This is a genomic window from Acinetobacter sp. MYb10 (assembly GCF_002980175.2).
GTDB lineage: Bacteria > Pseudomonadota > Gammaproteobacteria > Pseudomonadales > Moraxellaceae > Acinetobacter > Acinetobacter guillouiae.
In genome coordinates this window covers 416,002-433,318 of record NZ_CP058272.1, presented here as the reverse complement: position 1 = coordinate 433,318, position 17,317 = coordinate 416,002, and the positions used below count along the sequence as shown (strand labels likewise).

Sequence of the window (17,317 nt, the reverse complement as noted above, 5' to 3'; positions counted from 1 at the left end):
TACTCAACTAGGTTGTTCACATGACCTTAGGCAAAGCCCTGATTTTAAATCACCATTAAAATGGTGGAAATTTGTCTTCAACCAATTTGAGTTCTAATCCGTGTTCCAAATAAGCTTTTAAACCATCCAGCACTGTGGTGAATCCCCCAGTTGCATCGATAATAAATTGAATCAGTTCAGAGCCTTGCAACGAAATATCGTAATTTCTAATTTTTAAATAGGTGTGCTCGGAGCTGATTTCTTCAAATATAAAATCTACCGATGTTTTGGGTTCACCCCAAGTAATTTGAATCAATTTATTTTCAATAATGTTAAATACCATAACCTTTGAGCTGACTTGATACTTATCCCAACTCCATTGCACAATTTTGCCTTCTTTTAGGGGTCCTGTAGAACGACTAAACCAGAATTTTGAATTAATTTCAGGATCAATAAATGCATTAAAAACCGCAGATACGGGTTTACGAATTAACATTTGAGTTTCAATGGTTGGATTCATTCTTATTACTCTTCTAAGCTTATATAGAACTATATGGATAACAAAGTGATACTGATAACATAAGTGCTATGTAATCAGTATCATGTTTTTGTTAACAAATTTAACGAATTAGTTTTGAATAAGTGATGATTCAACTATGCTCTGATAGCGCTCTGAAAATTGACCATTCCAATACGGGTAATATGGATATGCTGGATGAACCGCACTGACTTGATTTAAACGCTGTAATTGTGAATCCGTAAGCACTAGATCTTTTGCGATTAGATTATCTTGCAGTTGTTGTTGATTTCGAGCACCAATCAGTACAGTAGACACTGTAGCTCGTGTTAACAGCCATTTTAAAGCAATTTGTGGGACTGAATATCCCGTGTCTAATGCAATCTGTTTTAATGCGTCTATTACTTGATAGAGATATTCTTCGTTTACAGGTGGCGCAAATTGTGCTGTTTCATGTAAGCGACTATTTTCAGGCAAAGGATGCTCACGATCAAACTTACCTGTCAAACGTCCCCATCCCAAAGGACTCCACACAACAGCACCAATATGCTGATCATGATTTAAAGGCATCAGTTCCCATTCATAATACCGACCTATCAATGAATAATACACCTGATGTGCCACCATTTTTTCATAACCATAACGATCTGCAATCGACTGCGCTTTCATCAATTGCCAGCCTGAAAAATTAGATGCCCCGATATAACGAACTTTTCCGCTTCGGACCAATTCATCTAAAGTTTTCATAAGCTGATCTAGCGAAGTAAAGCTATCAAACTGATGTAACTGTAAAACATCGATATAGTCTGTATTTAAGCGTTTTAACGATTGTTCTACTGCATGAATTAAATAATGACGACTCAATCCGACCTGATTCACTTGTTCATTGCTACGAAGCGCAACTTTAGTTGAAATAATCGCATTGTGCCGATAAGGTGCTAATGCAATTCCAAGCATTTTTTCAGATTCACCGTCTGAATACACATCGGCCGTATCAAAGAAATTAATTCCTGCATCTATACATGTGGTAATCATTTGATTGGCTTCTTTCTGCCCTGCTTGTCCCCATGCAGAAAATAGAGGACCTTTTCCTCCAAGGGTTCCAGCACCAAATCCCAACTCAGATACTTTTAAACCAGAATTGCCTAAAAAATTATATTTCATGATCATTCACCTTGATTGAATAATGTGTCTCATCACAAAATAACAACTTGGTATTATTTTAAAAATCAGGATAATGAGGAATTACTTTTTCGATTTTATGGAAAATGAATACACAAGACTTCCAATTCTTCTTACGTGTCGCAGATTTGGGTTCAATCAGCCAAGCGGCAAAAGAAGCCAATATTGCAGTTTCAGTGGCAAGTCAACGAGTGCAAAGGCTTGAAAATCAGCTCAGTCTTAAACTCTTTTATCGTACGACACGGAAACTAAGTCTGACCGAAGAAGCCAAAATACTGATTGAGCAAGGACGACCACTTCTCGATAATTTCCAGACATTAACCGAAAATTTAAAGCTTCAAGATCAAAAACTTTCAGGAAGCATCAATATCACCGCTTCCGCAACCTTTGGAACACAGATACTGGTTCAGGTTATTGCTGAGTTTTTAAAACAACACCCTGAATTATTAATCAATTTAGATTTAAATGACCAAAATGTAGATCTTATTACCAAAGGTATGGATCTTGCGATTCGCATTGGCAAACTACAAGATTCTTCTTTCATCGCAAAACCATTATCTATCAATAAACGCTTACTTTGTGCTGCACCTGAATATCTCGCTAAATTTGGTATCCCCAAACGTTTAGAGGATTTACAACAACAGCGTTGTATCGTGCAGCGTCATCAACAAGGCATCAGCAATACATGGAACTTTCTGGATCACAGTAACCCAAATAGAAGATTAGATATCCAGGTAAATGGCTATTTTATTACCAACTCAGGCGAAGGAATTCGTCAGGCATCTTTGGCAGGGCTCGGCATATCCAATCACTCACTTTGGCATGTCAAAAACGATTTAGATTCAGGGAAACTGGTTCATGTTCTTCCTAATTTTAGGGTAGAACCCACTGCTATTTATGCTGTTATTCCAGATAAAAATTTAATCTCTGATAAAGTAAAAGTTTTTATTGAGTATTTACAGGATTACTTTAAAGAATTCTAATGATGATTTGGCTAATGTTATCCGTTATTCCAGATGACAAACATAATCTACAACTTCGCTGGATTGCAGACTAAAACGGCTATTTGCAGGAACAGTAAAAGACTCTCCAGAACTGTAAACTTCCATTTCTTCTTGATCTGCTATCCGAACCAAGCATTTTCCAGAGACAATCTCAATGCGCTCAGTCACATGAGTTTCAAAAGTTAAAGGTTTCTCTGTGGGTAAAATTACCCCCAATGTTTTCTTCGAACCATCTTTGCATTCGATAAGATAACTGATTGATCGCCCTTTATAATGAATATTAGGTTTAATATGGACCGTAACAAAATCAAATTGGGAAGACATATATTTGTCCTGATTATTATTTGTGCATTTACTATATCGCTTTTCTATAGTATTCCTCAATCAATTTTAAACAGTATAAAAAAACCTAGCCGAAGCTAGGTCTAAAATCATGATTTTATTCAGGGTTGAATAAAATTATTTACCCGGTTTAAAGCTATCTTTCAAATCTAAGACACGGTTAAACACAGGTTTATCTGCTGTATGATCATATTGATCCGCAACAAAATAACCCTCACGCTCAAACTGGAAACGATCTTCTGGTTGCGCTTGAGCCAAAGCAGGCTCGATCACCGCTTGAAGTACCGTTAAAGATTCTGGATTTAAATTTGCCAAGAAATCATCATCTGCATCTGGTGCAGCTTCGGTGAATAAACGATCGTAAACACGAACCTCAGCAGGAATCCCTTTCGACGCAGAAACCCAATGAACAACACCTTTCACTTTACGACCTTCTGGGTTTTTACCTAAAGTTTCAGGATCAATTGAACATTTCAACTCGATCACTTCGCCATTGGCATCTTTAATCACTTCATCACACTTGATCACATAAGCATGACGTAAACGTACTTCACCCTCAGGAACTAAACGTTTAAAACCTTTTGGTGGAACTTCTTCAAAGTCTTTACGATCAATAAAGATTTCAGAGGTTAAAGGAATAATACGATCGCCCATATCTACATTTGGATGACGTGCATGGCTTAAATCCAAATCTGCTGGCAAGTTGGTCAAAGTCACTTTCAATGGATTTAAAACAGCCATACCACGTGCTGCTGTATTTTCAAGAGATTGACGAATACAGAACTCAAGCATAGCCACATCAACGATACCATCTGTTTTAGACACGCCTACACGCTTACAGAACTCACGTAACCCTTCAGGGGTAAAACCACGACGACGCATGCCTACCACAGTTGGCATCCGTGGATCATCCCAACCATGAACATAGTTACCTTCTACCAATTTACGTAATTTTCGTTTAGAGGTAATCGTATAATCTATATTTAAACGGCTAGATTCATACTGACGTGGAACTGATTGTGAATGTACTTTCTCAACCACCCAATCATAAAATGGGCGATGGTCTTGAAACTCTAAGGTACATAATGAATGGGTAATCCCTTCAATCGCATCTGACAATGGATGAGCATAGTCATACATTGGGTACATTTTCCATTTATCACCAGTTTGGTGATGTTCTGAATGAAGTACACGATATAGAATTGGATCACGCATATGTACATTTGGTGAGGTCATATCAATTTTGGCACGTAATACTGCTTCACCCTCAGCCAATTCACCATTGTTCATTTTTTCAAAACGAGCAAGATTTTCTTCAATAGATGCATCACGATAAGGTGAGTTTTTACCTGGCTCGACAAAATTACCACGGTTAATTCTAATTTCTTCTGGGCTTTGTAGATCTACATAAGCATCGCCTTGTTTGATCAACTGAATTGCCCAAGTATGTAATTGGTCAAAATAGCTTGATGCATAGCGAGGTTCGCCATTCCACTCAAAACCTAACCATTTTACGTCATTGGCAATACCATCAACATATTCTTGTTCTTCAGCATCTGGGTTGGTGTCATCAAAACGCAAGTTACACAAACCATCGTATTCTTGAGCGATGCCAAAATTTAAGCAGATAGCCTTTACATGACCAATATGTAGATAACCATTTGGCTCAGGTGGAAAACGTGTAACAACTTTTTGTGTACGGCCCGCTGCCAAATCCTCTGTAATGACTTGGCGTACAAAATCTAAGCCCGCTTGTTGTTCTTGCTGCGCATTATCGACAGGGCTTGGACTATTTGTCGGGGTTTTCGGCAGTTCTGAAACAACATCATTTGGCTTCATAGTTGATAAATCACTTCTAAAAGTTAAAATTGAATATAGAAAATGTGATTTTATCCTTTTTTAACAAAAGAATTTCACATTTTTACTTGCTATGTAGTTTACAGTTTGCTTATGCTTCTCTCAACCAAAAACCCATGACATTTTTAGTCATGATTAGGAGATTATAGAATGAGTTTTCCTCAAGTCGAATTAAACACCAACAAAGGACGCATTGTTCTTGAACTTAACTCTGAAAAAGCACCAAAAACTGTTGCTAACTTTTTAGAATATGTTCGTGATGGTTTTTATGATGGCGTAATCTTCCATCGTGTTATTGACGGTTTCATGATCCAAGGCGGTGGCATGGATGAAAACTTCAAAGAAAAAACCACACGTGATTCAATTGAAAATGAAGCAGACAATGGTTTAAGCAATGATGAAGGTACGGTTGCAATGGCACGTACTCAAGCACCTCACTCTGCTTCTGCACAATTCTTTATCAATGTAAAAAACAACTCTTTCCTTAACCATACAGGTAAAACTGCTCAAGGTTGGGGTTATGCAGTATTTGGTAAAGTAACTGAAGGTTTAGACATCGTTGAAGCAATCAAAGGCGTTCGTACAGGTAACCGTGGTTATCATGCTGATGTTCCTTTAGAAAACATTGTGATTGAATCTGCAAAAATTATCTCTGAATAATTTATAAATCCTCCCGAAGCTGACTTTTAAATAAAGGGATACTGTCCTCTTTACAAAGCAAGCTTGGGAGGAGTTATTAAATAGGAAAAATAAGTGACCTATCTGTTTATCGCTGATTTACATTTGTCACCAGAACACCCTCGACTGGTTCGAGGGTTTTTTGATTTATTAGAGCACTATAAATATCAAAACACGCAACTGTTTATTCTCGGTGACTGGTTTAATGCTTGGATTGGAGATGATTATACTGCGCCTTGGTTAGATGAAATTATTGAGCATCTAAAGCAATTTTCATTGCAAGCTGGTAATCAAATTTATTTTCAAGTGGGTAATCGTGATTTTGCTTTAGGGCAGACATTTTTAAATCAGTTTAATGGAAAATTACTACCTGAATTTTATACATTTAGCATTGGTGAAAAAAAATTTCGTCTTGAACATGGCGATGCTTTATGTACCGATGATATCTCTTATCAACGATTTAAGAAAATTATTCGCAATCCAATTGTATTGGGACTTTTAAAAAGTACCCCACTTGGTTTTAGACAAAAACTTGCCAATGGTTTTCGTAAAAAAAGCCGTGAGTCTCAACAAAATAAGTCCTATGAAATTATGGATGTTAACCAACAAGCAGTAGAAAAAGCAGTTAATAATGTCGATCTGCTGGTTCATGGTCATACCCATCGCCCTGAAATTCATGATGTAAATGGTAAAGCTAGAATTGTTTTAGGAGATTGGCGTGAAAAAACATCTGAAGCAATGATTTTAGAAGTGGATGAAAATGCGGATTGGAAATTTATTAGATGGACAATTTCAGATAAAAATCACTTTACCGATTGATTAAAAATCATGATTCTTCACCTTTATTTACGTTTTGAAGATTCACATTTCGCCATTTTAGCATACAATATATCGAAAATTTACGATATATGAGATCGCCTTATGGATGTATTAAATGTAGCAAAAACACGTTACACCACAAAAGCTTATGATTCTTCTAAAAAGATTCCTCAAGCACAATTTGCATGTTTACTTGAAATCCTGCGTTTAACCCCATCGTCAATCAATATCCAGCCTTGGCATTTTTTTATTGCTGACAATGATCCAGCTAAACAACGTATTTCTAAAGCCTTAGTCGGAAAATATAGCTACAACGCACCAAAGGTTTTAGATTCATCACATACGATTTTATTCTGTACCAAAGCAGATATTACAGAACAGCATCTGAGTAATTTACTTCAGCAGGATGATCTCAGTGGCCGCTTTAAAGATGACAAGGCTAAGCAAGGTCAAAAAGACAGTCGTACAGGCTATGTCTCTTATTATCGCAATGAAAAAGGTGATATTCAGCGCTGGGCGGAAAATCAAACCTTTATCGCACTGGGTCAAATGCTATTAGCTGCAGGTATTGAAGGTATCGATGCAACGCCAATCGGTGGTTTTGACGAAGATATTCTGACTGAAGAATTAGCCTTAATTGAAAAGAATTTGGTCCCGTCTGTGATTATGACACTCGGTTATCGTAGTGATACTGACTTTAATGCAAAATTGCCCAAGTCTCGTTTGACCCAAGAAGAAGTCTTTACTCGTCTATAACATTTAAAGTGCTTGCTTCCACTCAATAAGTGCTGTGGGGCACATCACGTCCCTCAGCATTGAATCATAAGCATATTTTGTTAAGAGAAATCACTTTCACAGGCATCCATAAATTCATTGATTAATGCACTTGGATTGGCTCTTTTGGTCCACGAAATGGGTTCTTCATAATATTCAAGCTCATGAATAATGACTGGAAGATTTTTCCCAAATGTATCTTGAAGAATATTTTCAGAAAATAATTGCTGAACCATTTTGATTATTTGTGTAATAAACAATTGAGCAAACTGCTCGCCTTTTTCTAAAAGTTCATTAAATAGCGCATCATCTTCTTGTTCAGCATATTCCATCTGTTTTTGAGAATAATAAAATGGCGTTTGCTCAAACCATTGTGCCAAAAGCTGATCATTCTCTCCACCAATATCCCAAGACGGTTCTTGTAACCAATAGGCATAATTCCATTTCGCTTCAGCTTGACTCGAAGCTTCAGAAATTTGCGCTTGAAACTGTTCATTGGTATTAAAGTTAAGTTCAACTTTGGGAAAACAAGGTTCATCGTCGTCACAATAATAGTACAAGGCCAAGGCGTACACATCATGATAATTTTGTGCAATATATTGAATCGATTCAACTAACTTTGCATAACTCGTTTCATGCCAGTGCTTTTGCGTTGTTGATTCTATATTCATAACACACCTAATTATTTTTACCAGCACTCTGGTGGATATGGACATTCACCAGAGTGCAAATACAAAAATATTGCCTAGATGATTAAATCGGATGCGAGCTTGCAATTTCCTGACTAATCATCACAGCTGTTGCAGCAGACAACGTCCAGCCTAAATGCCCATGCCCTGTATTGTAAAATACCCGTTCACGTTTTCCACGTTTTACCACAGGCATCATATTCGGCATCATCGGACGTAATCCCGCCCACGGGATACAATGCTCGGTTGAAATATCGAAATTCTTATTAACCCAATCTGTTAAAGGTTGGATACGATCTGAGCGGATATCTCGATTATAGCCATTAAATTCAGCAGTTCCAGCAATACGTAAACGATTAGCGCCTAATCGTGACGTGACGATTTTCGCACTTTCATCGAGCAAGCTGACCCAAGGTGCGCCATTGATACTTTTTTCATCATCCAATTGTACGGTGATTGAATAGCCTTTTACAGGATAAACATTCACACGATCGCCCAATTGATTGGCCAATTGGTAACTGCCAACACCACCACAAATCACCACGGCATCTGCACTGAGTTGTTCGATTGCTACTGAGCTGCCTTCCATATTTTCAACACTTGAGTGGTATTTAATATTCACCCCGTTGGCTGTATGCTCTACATCAACAACTTCCATACCAAATAAATATTTTACCCCATATTTTTCAGTGGCTTTGGCAAGTCCAGTAGTAAATTTATGGATATCACCAGTTGCATCACCTGGGCAATAAAAACCACCATAGTATTCACCCATTAAACTCGGTTCGATGGATTTAATTTCTTCATTGGTCACTGCATGGCGTTCTAGACCACCTTTACATAGCAATTCATTTACACTAGTTGCAACTTTATAATCATATTCCGAATGATAGAAATGCAAGATGCCTCGTTTTTCTAAGTCAAAATCTATCCCTTCTTGTTCAGCAATATTAAATAGCCTTTGACGTGCTAAAAGTGCCATTTTCACTGTATTTTGAGTATTTTCTTCATAGTGTTTGATGTTGCCAAGAAATTCGACCAGCCATGCATACTTGTGCAAATCAAAAGACGGATTGAGCAATAATGGTGCATTTTTTTTTGCCATCCATTTGATGCCTTTTAACACGGTGGATTTTTGATTCCACACTTCAGCATTACACGCAGACAATTGTCCACCATTGGCAAATGATGTTTCCATAGCAGGAAATAAATGTTTATCAATAACAGTAACTTGATAACCTAATTGAGCAAGTTCATAGGCAGAGGTAACACCTGTAATACCAGAACCAATAATGACGACATGACACATACGCACACTCCGTTGAAATGCAATATTTTTTTATTACATTGTCAATGTATGCCCCATCTGTCATGTGTACCTGAGAGCTTCGATAAAAACCTAAACTATTTAGGCCTTACCATCCCCTTCGGTGAGTCATTTCTTTTTTGTTTTCAATAGAATGACTTCTCTCCAGAGGTTTTACAATGATTACAGTCCTTTTGCCTGAGAGTTTCCGGGGTCGTTGCTCCTTCGGCGAGTCCGCAAGAGACTTCTCTCCTGCAATCATCTTTCCTTGTATTAGCAATTAATATGCCATGAATTTGTTCGAATACAAGTAAAATTGTTTAATTATTCTCTAATTTTTAAATCAAGTTCTTCAAATAGGTTTGGAAATAACTTGATCAGCGACTCTCGCGTTGTTGTTGCTTGATTCAAATCAGCGCCATACTTTATCAGTAATTGAAAAAGCTGTCGGACATCTTCCAAAGTTGCAACTGACAATTGATGCTGATCAAACCGTCTATTTTCAACATCTAAACAAGCTCTATGCAGCACTGTATTACCTTTACTGTCTTGAGAATTTACATCAGCACCTTTTTCAATCATTATTTCTAATAACATAAGTACAGCATCAAAATTTTCTTTCTTCCCACGAATTTCTATTTGACTTTTTTTAATTTTATCCCACGGATCAATTGGATACTCAAAGCGAGCCAATGCCACAATTGCCATCACAGCATCATGTAATACAGGCATATTCCAAGTATTAACTTCCGATTGATCCATATAATTAACATCTGCGCCATGTTCAATAAAAAATCTCACAGCCCATATGTTGAAGGTTTTAAATGCAACTTATAATGGAGATAAACCATCATCTTTCTTCGGAGGTGCTTTAGCAACACAATTGACCAATTCAGGCTTTTTCTCAATCAGTCGTTGAATATTTTCAATTTCCCTATATCTAATGGCTGTAAACAACGCTTTCATTGTTATTTTCCTATTTAATCATGCTTTAAAATAAGATTAATGGTTTTTATATGTTCCAAATCATCAGGATATAACTCAACATTGCGCATACTATGATTTTGTCGATTTAATATCCCGATTTGTTCATCCTGATAAAATTCTTGATTCATCTTTAAACCATTCACGATACAATTTGCAATGTAATCTTGTTGTCCTTGAAATGACGGAATGTTATTTAATCTTTTTGATATTTGAATTCTAACGTCTAAAGTCTGTTGAGGTTCAACACCCAGCATTGCTAACAATAGTAAGAAATGCTGATCATTCAATTGAAAACTCAGAAACTCTTCTAGCGTAAAAAACCATGCTTCAAAGTGCCCACCCAGATTGCCTATGTATAGATCATTAATATAATAGTTGATCTGCTCTTGAGCAAACTGGATATCTACCCGAATATCCGCACTAATGGAAAATTGATAATTTCGAATGCTATTATTTTCACTGGGTAGAAATGATTGATACCACGCGGCTAATTCTTTGTTATATGGATCTAAGCCAACCGCTTCCTGAATCGCCTCATCTAAATTCAGCTCCTTTTCTTCATCAAAACCACGAAATAAAAGCAGAAACCAATGCCAAAAATGCACATTGGAAAATGAAATTTCTTGTTCCGCGACTTGGTGATTTTGATTCATCTCGCCTTAACAATCGTCTTAGTGATTTACTGAGTCATATCGGAACACATTCAAATCATCATATTCAATTTGTGGTGTGGTTCCAGAAATAATATCGGATAATAATTTTGCTGAACCACATGACATAGTCCAACCTAAAGTTCCATGCCCTGTATTGGTATATAGATTTTGATACCTTGTTTTACCAACAATCGGTGTGCCATCTGGTGTGGCTGGTCTTAAACCCGTCCAGAAATGTGCATCTGATATGTCACTTGCATTTGGAAATAGTTGTTGTAAAACCATAAGCAAAGTGTCTTCACGGCTAGATTTTAAAGAGCGATCAAAACCATTAATTTCAGCCATCCCCCCTACACGAATTCGATCATCAAAACGGGTTAAGGCAATTTTATAAGACTCATCTAGGATTGTAGAAACAGGTGATAGTGCAGGATCAACAATTTTGGTGGTGATCGAATAGCCTTTTAATGGGTATACAGGTGCATCTATTTCCAATTGTTTGAGCATTTCATGACTATAACTGCCCAATGCCATGACATAAGCATCTCCCTTGATTTTGCTACCATCTTTCAAGTGAATCGCGGTAATCCGTTCAGCATCTTTTTCGATTGATTCGATTACCGTATTAAATAAAAAATTGACCCCTTGTTTGGCTGCAAGTTCTGCCAACTCTGTTGTGAATTTTTGGCAATCGCCTGTCTGGTCATTGGGTAAACGCAAACCACCAACAAAATCGACTGTAGCATGGGCTAAAGCAGGTTCAGCCTTGATGACCCCAGCTTTATCCAGCAACTCAAAGGGTACACCTTCATGTTTTAAAACTTCGGTATCTTTGCCTGCCACATCCAATTGATGTTGTTTACGAAAAAGTTGTAATGTGCCTAGTTGACGTTCATCAAAATGAATCTTGGTCTCTGCACGTAACTCATCCAAACAGTCACGGCTATATTCAGAAATTCGTACCATTCGCTCTTTATTGATCTGATAGCGATTGATATTACATTCAGCCAACATACGGACCATCCACTGATACTGATGCATATCGCCTGTTAGCTTAATCGCCAATGGTGAATGTGGTTGAAACATCCATTTAAACGCTTTTAGTGGAATACCTGGTGCAGCCCAAGGTGATGCATAACCCGGAGAAATCTGCCCTGCATTGGCAAAACTGGTTTCTAAAGCCACATTGGATTGTCGATCAATCACAGTGACTTCATGACCTGCTTGTTTTAGATAGTAGGCGGATGTTGTACCAATAACACCTGCCCCCATGATGATGATATGCATACTGAACCGAACCTTATACGAATTAATCGTCTTATAATAAAAATGATCTAGTTAGAGAAATAATTTATATGACTATTTTAATTTAGCACTTAGAACAGATTTAGCAATACCGATTTGATGTTGAAATGTCAGCTTTAACTCAACTTTAAATAGATAATTCATTCACAATATCACATGATTTTTAAACCATCAGAAAGCTATATAATAGATTTAATTTTAAGAAAAATAGTTTGTGTTTATGTTTGATACTATCCTTCTCTTAAAAGAGAGAAGGAATAGCTTTAGTTTGAGAAATTATAAATTGTGAAGATTTTATTTATGCGTATGGATAGACATAACAATACCAAAACTCGCCAATAACGCAATCACGGCTGATCCACCATAACTCATCAACGGTAATGGATCACCAGTCACAGGTAAAATCCCACTAACCATACCAGAGTTTACAAATACATAGAAAAACAAGGATAAACCAATCGTACCTGCCAATAAACGACCATAGTTATGGAAGCTGCTTAAGCTAATCATCATACATCTAAAAATCATTGCAGTATAAAGTGTAAATAAGAAGAACACCCCAATAAAACCAAATTCTTCTGCATAAGTCGACATAATAAAATCAGTATGATGTTCAGGTAAATAGCCCAACTGAGACTGTGTTCCTTCTAAGAATCCACGCCCTGTCATTCCGCCTGAACCAATCGCAATTTTAGATTGGATAATGTTCCATCCTGCCCCAAGTGCATCTGACTCAGGATCAAATAAGGTCATAATCCTTTTCTTTTGATAAGCTTGTAATACAAAAGTCCAAATTAAAGGGAAAGCCAAGGCCAATGCCGCTAAAGTCCCAAGAATTAAAGTCCACGACATACCACTTAAAAACAGAGCAAACACACCACCAATCACGATACCAATCGCCAAGTCTGGCTGTAATAATGCCAGTACAAAAGGCACCATCATGATGATCAATGCAATTACAATGTGTTTAAACTTAGGCGGCAACGGGTTACGTGCAAAATACCATGCCATCATCAATGGCATGGCAAACTTCATAAATTCACTGGGTTGCATACTGCCAATCCCTGGAATGGTCAGCCAGCGCTTTGCGCCTAATCGAACATCACCGACCAATAAAACCAGAATCAACAACAAAATTGCGAACAAATAAAACCAAGGGCTAATCGCTTGATATACTTTTGGTGGGATTTGAGCACAAATAAAAAGCAAAACAAAACCAACACCGAAACTCACGGCTTGTCGAATGACCATAGACATATCTTCAGAAGATGCGCTATAGACCATCAATAAACCCAAAATCGCATTGATAATTAAAAAGCCCAATAACCAAGGATCAAGGTGTAGTTTGTCCCACCTTGAAACTTTTTGATTAATACTTAAACCATCTCTGACTGATTGACGTAAAAACTTATACTGTGGCGATGGTGTCATGAATACAAATCTTAAACCTAGTTTAATCTGGTCAAATTATAGAGATAAATAGCGGTTGAGAAAATCAATCAATGCATAATTATTTTTTATTTTCATTGTTTTTACTGCTGTGATTGCAAAATTAACTTGGCTAACTCCAAATCGTCTGGATAGGTAATTTTAATATTATCAGAACGCCCCATGACCACTTTGACAGGTTCATTGATATATTCCAATGCACTCGCCTCGTCTGTAATGACAATATTATTCGCTAAAGCTGCTTCGATTGCAGTTTTAAGCTTTGAAAAGGTAGAAATTTGTGGTGTCTGTGCTTGCCACAATTGATCACGACTGACTGTTTTATTGATATCCTGCTGATTTTCAACAAACTTCAAAGTATCTCTTACAGGAATTGCAAGAATCGCACTGCTGTTCAGGTTTATTGCAGTATCGATTAAGTTTTCAAGACATTGTTGTGTCACACAAGGACGCGCAGCATCATGTACAAAAACCAAGTCATCGGCTTGTGCAAATTGTTCTAAATAACGCAATGCATTTAAAACAGAGTCAACACGTTCTGCACCCCCCAAACAAAAATGGCTCAAATGTTTATTTTTTAATGGTAATGTTTGCGCATAGTGGTCTTGCTCACCAACAGCGAGTACATAACCCGCAAGCGGTAAATCGTTTAGACGCGCTATGGTATGCGCTAACACTGTTTGATTTTGGATGACTTGGTATTGTTTAAGTTCGGTTTTTGAAAAACGACGACCTGAGCCAGCCGCAGGAACAATTGCCCAAATTTTACGGTTGTTCTGGCGCAGGTTCGTTGTCATCTTCATTGGTTCTTAAATCTACACTTGGATCGGTATAAATAGGTTTGTAATGGGTACTAATGGTACTCATCTGTACAAAAGTTTCATGTGGCTTAACTAGACCGAGGTCTAAACGTGCATGTTCTTCTATGGCTTCAGCACCATTTTTTAGATCATACACTTCGGCAGCAAGAATTCGGTTGCGTTCTTTTAACTCAGCATTGACTTCAGCTTGCTGTTCAATTTGCTCTAGTAAAGCTTGATGAGGGAAATGACCACCCTCACCGAACCAAAAGCGATATTGTAATACCACAACGATTAAAATCGCGAGTACTGCAATCACTTTACTTGAAGTTGTTTTAAAGACTTCTAACATGGATTTGCGTCTTGAGTAACAGCATTAAATTAAGATGCTAATATACATCAAATATTTTGTATGAAGAACACTAAACTATGCGAAAACTGCAAAACTAGAACAAAATAACTTTTCTTTCTTTATAAAAAATAAGTGGGTGATCAATAATCTACTTTGTAATTAAAAAACTAAAAATTATCTTTATGCTAAAAACTCACATATCGCGATATTATTTATTATAAATTTTCTTTTTCAATAAACTAAGTTAATTAAATTCTTACCTTAAATTTTATTATCAATCAATTACATAATATTAAATTTCTCTTAAAACATACTATTCATGATTATTTTTTAGCGTATAAAAAAGCCATTCCCTATATCAAATAAAAGAATGGCTTTTTTAAATTTAAATCAATAAAAGATATTAATTTAAACCTTTAAACTCAGCTTTACCGCGATAAGCAGCATGAGTCAATTCTTCAATACGAAGCAATTGGTTATATTTTGCAACACGGTCAGAACGGCAAAGCGAACCAGTCTTGATTTGACCTGCTGCTGTACCCACTGCAAGATCCGCAATTGTAGAATCTTCAGTTTCACCTGAACGGTGTGAAATCACAGTGCTATAACCATTCGCTTTAGCAAGATAGATTGCATCTAAAGTTTCAGACAAAGTACCGATTTGGTTGTATTTGATTAAGATAGAGTTAGCTACTTTCTCATCAATACCACGTTGTAAAATCTTAGGGTTTGTAACGAACAAATCGTCACCGACCAATTGGATTTTATCACCAAGGATAGAAGTTAAATAGCTCCAACCTTCCCAATCAGACTCATCTAAACCATCTTCAATTGAGATAATTGGATATTGCTTAACAAGGCCCGCAAGATAGTCAGCAAATTGGTTGCTTGTGAATGCTTTGTTGCCTTCACCAGCAAGAATATATTGACCATTTTTGTAGAATTCTGAAGATGCACAATCAAGCGCAAGCATAATATCAGAACCTGCTTTATAACCAGTTGTTTCAATTGCAGAAAGAATAACAGTAATTGCTTCTTCATTTGAACGTAAGTTAGGTGCAAAACCACCTTCATCACCAACTGCAGTATTTAAACCTTGTTTTTTCAATACAGATTTTAAAGCATGGAAAATTTCAGCACCAGCACGTAAAGATTCAGCAAAAGATGTGAAACCTACAGGCTCAATCATGAATTCTTGAATATCAACAGTGTTATCCGCATGTGCGCCACCGTTCAAGATGTTCATCATTGGAACAGGCATAGACAAAGTTTTTTGACCACGAAGATCTGCAATGTATTGGAACAATTCAGTTTTCTTCTCAACAGCAGCCGCGCGTGCAGCCGCTAAAGATACAGCCAATGTTGCGTTTGCACCTAATTTTTCTTTGTTTTCAGTGCCATCAAGCGCAATCATTTTGTCATCAAGCGCTTTTTGTTCAAATACGTTTTGACCTTTTAATAAGTCTTTAATTTGACCATTTACGTTTTGAACTGCAGTGCGAACACCTTTACCCAAGTAACGTGATTGATCACCGTCACGAAGTTCTAAAGCTTCACGAGAACCAGTTGAAGCACCAGATGGTGCACATGCACGGCCAACAACGCCAGAGTCTAGGATTACGTCTGCTTCGATGGTTGGGTTACCACGAGAGTCCAAAATTTCACGTGCACGAATGTCAACGATTTGGCTCATGAATAATTCCTCAGTTGATTAAAAATAAGATGCTTTCTAAGCGCATCAATGTGTATCTAACTTTTTGAAACCTTTAACTAAGGTATCCAATTCTTTTAACTGCGCTAAAAACGGCTCAAGCTGTGACATACGTAATGCACAAGGACCATCACATTTTGCATTTTCAGGGTCTGGATGACTTTCTAAAAATAAACCTGCAAGCCCTGTTGCCATACCCGCACGTGCTAAGGTCGTGATTTGAGCACGACGACCACCTGCTGAATCAGCACGACCGCCCGGTGTTTGCAATGCATGCGTGACATCAAAAAATACTGGCACATTCATTTCTTTCATGATGTCGAAACCCAACATATCAACAACTAAGTTGTTATAGCCAAATGACGTACCACGTTCACACAAAATGAGCTTGTTATTACCCGCTTCTAAACATTTGTTTAGAATATGGCTCATTTCACGAGGAGAAAGGAATTGTGCTTTTTTGATGTTGATAATGGCTTGAGTTTTCGCCATTGCTTCAACCAAATCAGTCTGACGACTGAGAAATGCAGGAAGCTGGATAATGTCAGCAACTTCAGCGACAGCTGCAGCTTGGTGAGGTTCATGTACATCGGTAATAATCGGAACATTAAAATGCTTTTTAATGTCGTCTAACCATTCGATGCCTTTTTCCAAACCAGGGCCACGGAACGAATGTAAGCTTGAACGATTGGCTTTATCGAAACTGGCTTTAAAGACATACGGTATCTCTAAACGAGTACAGATATCGACATACGTTTCTGCAATTTCAAAAGCCAAGTCTTTCGACTCAAGTACGTTCATGCCGCCGAATAATACAAATGGCAAGTGATTTGCCATTTGTATATCGCCTAAACGTACAATTTCTTGTGGTTTTAATTGTGACATTTAAACTTCCTAGTTTAAGTTCTTACAT

General features: G+C 37.3%; 19 protein-coding genes and 1 riboswitch. Of the genes, 4 read left to right on the top strand and 15 right to left on the bottom strand.

From position 1 onward, the window contains the following. Window positions 1-55: 55 nt before the first annotated feature. Window positions 56-499: an SRPBCC domain-containing protein gene (locus CQZ96_RS01995; protein WP_105712529.1), complete on the bottom strand. Its 444-nt coding sequence runs from the start codon at window positions 497-499 to the stop codon at window positions 56-58. 108 nt (window positions 500-607) lie between these two features. Beyond that, window positions 608-1,660: an aldo/keto reductase gene (locus tag CQZ96_RS01990; protein ID WP_105712528.1), complete on the bottom strand. Its 1,053-nt coding sequence runs from the start codon at window positions 1,658-1,660 to the stop codon at window positions 608-610. Between the two features lie 104 nt (window positions 1,661-1,764). On the opposite strand from CQZ96_RS01990, the gene CQZ96_RS01985 reads away from it, so the two are divergent. Continuing rightward, the gene (locus CQZ96_RS01985; protein WP_105712527.1) at window positions 1,765-2,661 is read left to right on the top strand and encodes a LysR family transcriptional regulator; all 897 of its coding nucleotides are present in this window, start codon (window positions 1,765-1,767) and stop codon (window positions 2,659-2,661) included. Window positions 2,662-2,685: 24 nt separating this feature from the next. Here the strand turns inward: CQZ96_RS01985 and CQZ96_RS01980 are convergent, their stop codons facing one another. Together CQZ96_RS01980 and CQZ96_RS01975 are read right to left on the bottom strand one after the other, a co-directional pair. After that, window positions 2,686-3,006, bottom strand: a complete 321-nt coding sequence (locus CQZ96_RS01980) for a pyrimidine/purine nucleoside phosphorylase (RefSeq protein ID WP_004719963.1) — start codon at window positions 3,004-3,006, stop codon at window positions 2,686-2,688. A 135-nt stretch (window positions 3,007-3,141) separates the two neighbouring features. After that, on the bottom strand, window positions 3,142-4,863 hold the full coding sequence (locus CQZ96_RS01975; RefSeq protein ID WP_105712526.1) for a glutamine--tRNA ligase/YqeY domain fusion protein: 1,722 nt from the start codon (window positions 4,861-4,863) through the stop codon (window positions 3,142-3,144). Window positions 4,864-5,031: 168 nt separating this feature from the next. Here CQZ96_RS01975 and CQZ96_RS01970 point away from each other — a divergent pair, with 168 nt between their 5' ends. The 3 genes from CQZ96_RS01970 to nfsB all read left to right on the top strand — a co-directional run bounded on the left by CQZ96_RS01970 (window position 5,032) and on the right by nfsB (window position 7,134). Continuing rightward, on the top strand, window positions 5,032-5,541 hold the full coding sequence (locus CQZ96_RS01970; RefSeq protein ID WP_105712525.1) for a peptidylprolyl isomerase: 510 nt from the start codon (window positions 5,032-5,034) through the stop codon (window positions 5,539-5,541). 93 nt (window positions 5,542-5,634) lie between these two features. Beyond that, window positions 5,635-6,378 (top strand): UDP-2,3-diacylglucosamine diphosphatase, encoded by a 744-nt coding sequence (locus CQZ96_RS01965; protein ID WP_105712524.1) that lies wholly within the window; start codon window positions 5,635-5,637, stop codon window positions 6,376-6,378. A gap of 102 nt (window positions 6,379-6,480) precedes the next feature. Further along, entirely contained in the window at window positions 6,481-7,134 is a 654-nt protein-coding gene (nfsB, locus tag CQZ96_RS01960; RefSeq protein WP_105712523.1) for an oxygen-insensitive NAD(P)H nitroreductase, read from the top strand. Window positions 7,135-7,214: 80 nt separating this feature from the next. On the opposite strand, the gene CQZ96_RS01955 is transcribed toward nfsB, so the two are convergent. From CQZ96_RS01955 to kdsA, 11 genes are all read right to left on the bottom strand, one after another. Further along, window positions 7,215-7,823 carry a DUF4303 domain-containing protein gene (locus tag CQZ96_RS01955; protein WP_105712522.1) on the bottom strand — a complete coding sequence of 203 codons (609 nt, stop codon included), beginning with the start codon at window positions 7,821-7,823 and terminating at the stop codon, window positions 7,215-7,217. 82 nt (window positions 7,824-7,905) lie between these two features. Next, on the bottom strand, window positions 7,906-9,150 hold the full coding sequence (locus tag CQZ96_RS01950) for a D-amino acid dehydrogenase (protein ID WP_056511511.1): 1,245 nt from the start codon (window positions 9,148-9,150) through the stop codon (window positions 7,906-7,908). A gap of 173 nt (window positions 9,151-9,323) precedes the next feature. Further along, window positions 9,324-9,412: riboswitch (glycine riboswitch) on the bottom strand. A gap of 59 nt (window positions 9,413-9,471) precedes the next feature. After that, on the bottom strand, window positions 9,472-9,909 hold the full coding sequence (locus CQZ96_RS01945) for an ankyrin repeat domain-containing protein (protein ID WP_016539729.1): 438 nt from the start codon (window positions 9,907-9,909) through the stop codon (window positions 9,472-9,474). Window positions 9,910-9,978: 69 nt separating this feature from the next. Next, window positions 9,979-10,113 (bottom strand): hypothetical protein, encoded by a 135-nt coding sequence (locus CQZ96_RS21780; RefSeq protein ID WP_004719945.1) that lies wholly within the window; start codon window positions 10,111-10,113, stop codon window positions 9,979-9,981. 14 nt (window positions 10,114-10,127) lie between these two features. After that, window positions 10,128-10,787 carry an Imm19 family immunity protein gene (locus tag CQZ96_RS01940; protein ID WP_105712521.1) on the bottom strand — a complete coding sequence of 220 codons (660 nt, stop codon included), beginning with the start codon at window positions 10,785-10,787 and terminating at the stop codon, window positions 10,128-10,130. 18 nt (window positions 10,788-10,805) lie between these two features. Further along, window positions 10,806-12,074, bottom strand: coding sequence for a D-amino acid dehydrogenase (locus CQZ96_RS01935; protein ID WP_105712520.1), 1,269 nt, complete (start codon window positions 12,072-12,074; stop codon window positions 10,806-10,808). A 312-nt stretch (window positions 12,075-12,386) separates the two neighbouring features. Then, window positions 12,387-13,523, bottom strand: coding sequence for a rod shape-determining protein RodA (rodA, locus tag CQZ96_RS01930; protein ID WP_105712519.1), 1,137 nt, complete (start codon window positions 13,521-13,523; stop codon window positions 12,387-12,389). Window positions 13,524-13,624: 101 nt separating this feature from the next. Next, window positions 13,625-14,344 (bottom strand): 2-C-methyl-D-erythritol 4-phosphate cytidylyltransferase, encoded by a 720-nt coding sequence (ispD, locus tag CQZ96_RS01925; RefSeq protein ID WP_105712518.1) that lies wholly within the window; start codon window positions 14,342-14,344, stop codon window positions 13,625-13,627. Continuing rightward, a complete protein-coding gene (ftsB, locus tag CQZ96_RS01920; RefSeq protein WP_056511523.1) occupies window positions 14,307-14,693 on the bottom strand; it encodes a cell division protein FtsB in 387 nt (128 codons plus the stop codon). Before ftsB ends, ispD begins: the two co-directional genes overlap by 38 nt. Before the next feature lie 403 nt (window positions 14,694-15,096). Continuing rightward, window positions 15,097-16,386 (bottom strand): phosphopyruvate hydratase, encoded by a 1,290-nt coding sequence (gene eno, locus CQZ96_RS01915; RefSeq protein WP_105712517.1) that lies wholly within the window; start codon window positions 16,384-16,386, stop codon window positions 15,097-15,099. A 45-nt stretch (window positions 16,387-16,431) separates the two neighbouring features. Then, entirely contained in the window at window positions 16,432-17,289 is an 858-nt protein-coding gene (gene kdsA, locus CQZ96_RS01910) for a 3-deoxy-8-phosphooctulonate synthase (RefSeq protein WP_105712516.1), read from the bottom strand. Window positions 17,290-17,317: the final 28 nt, after the last annotated feature.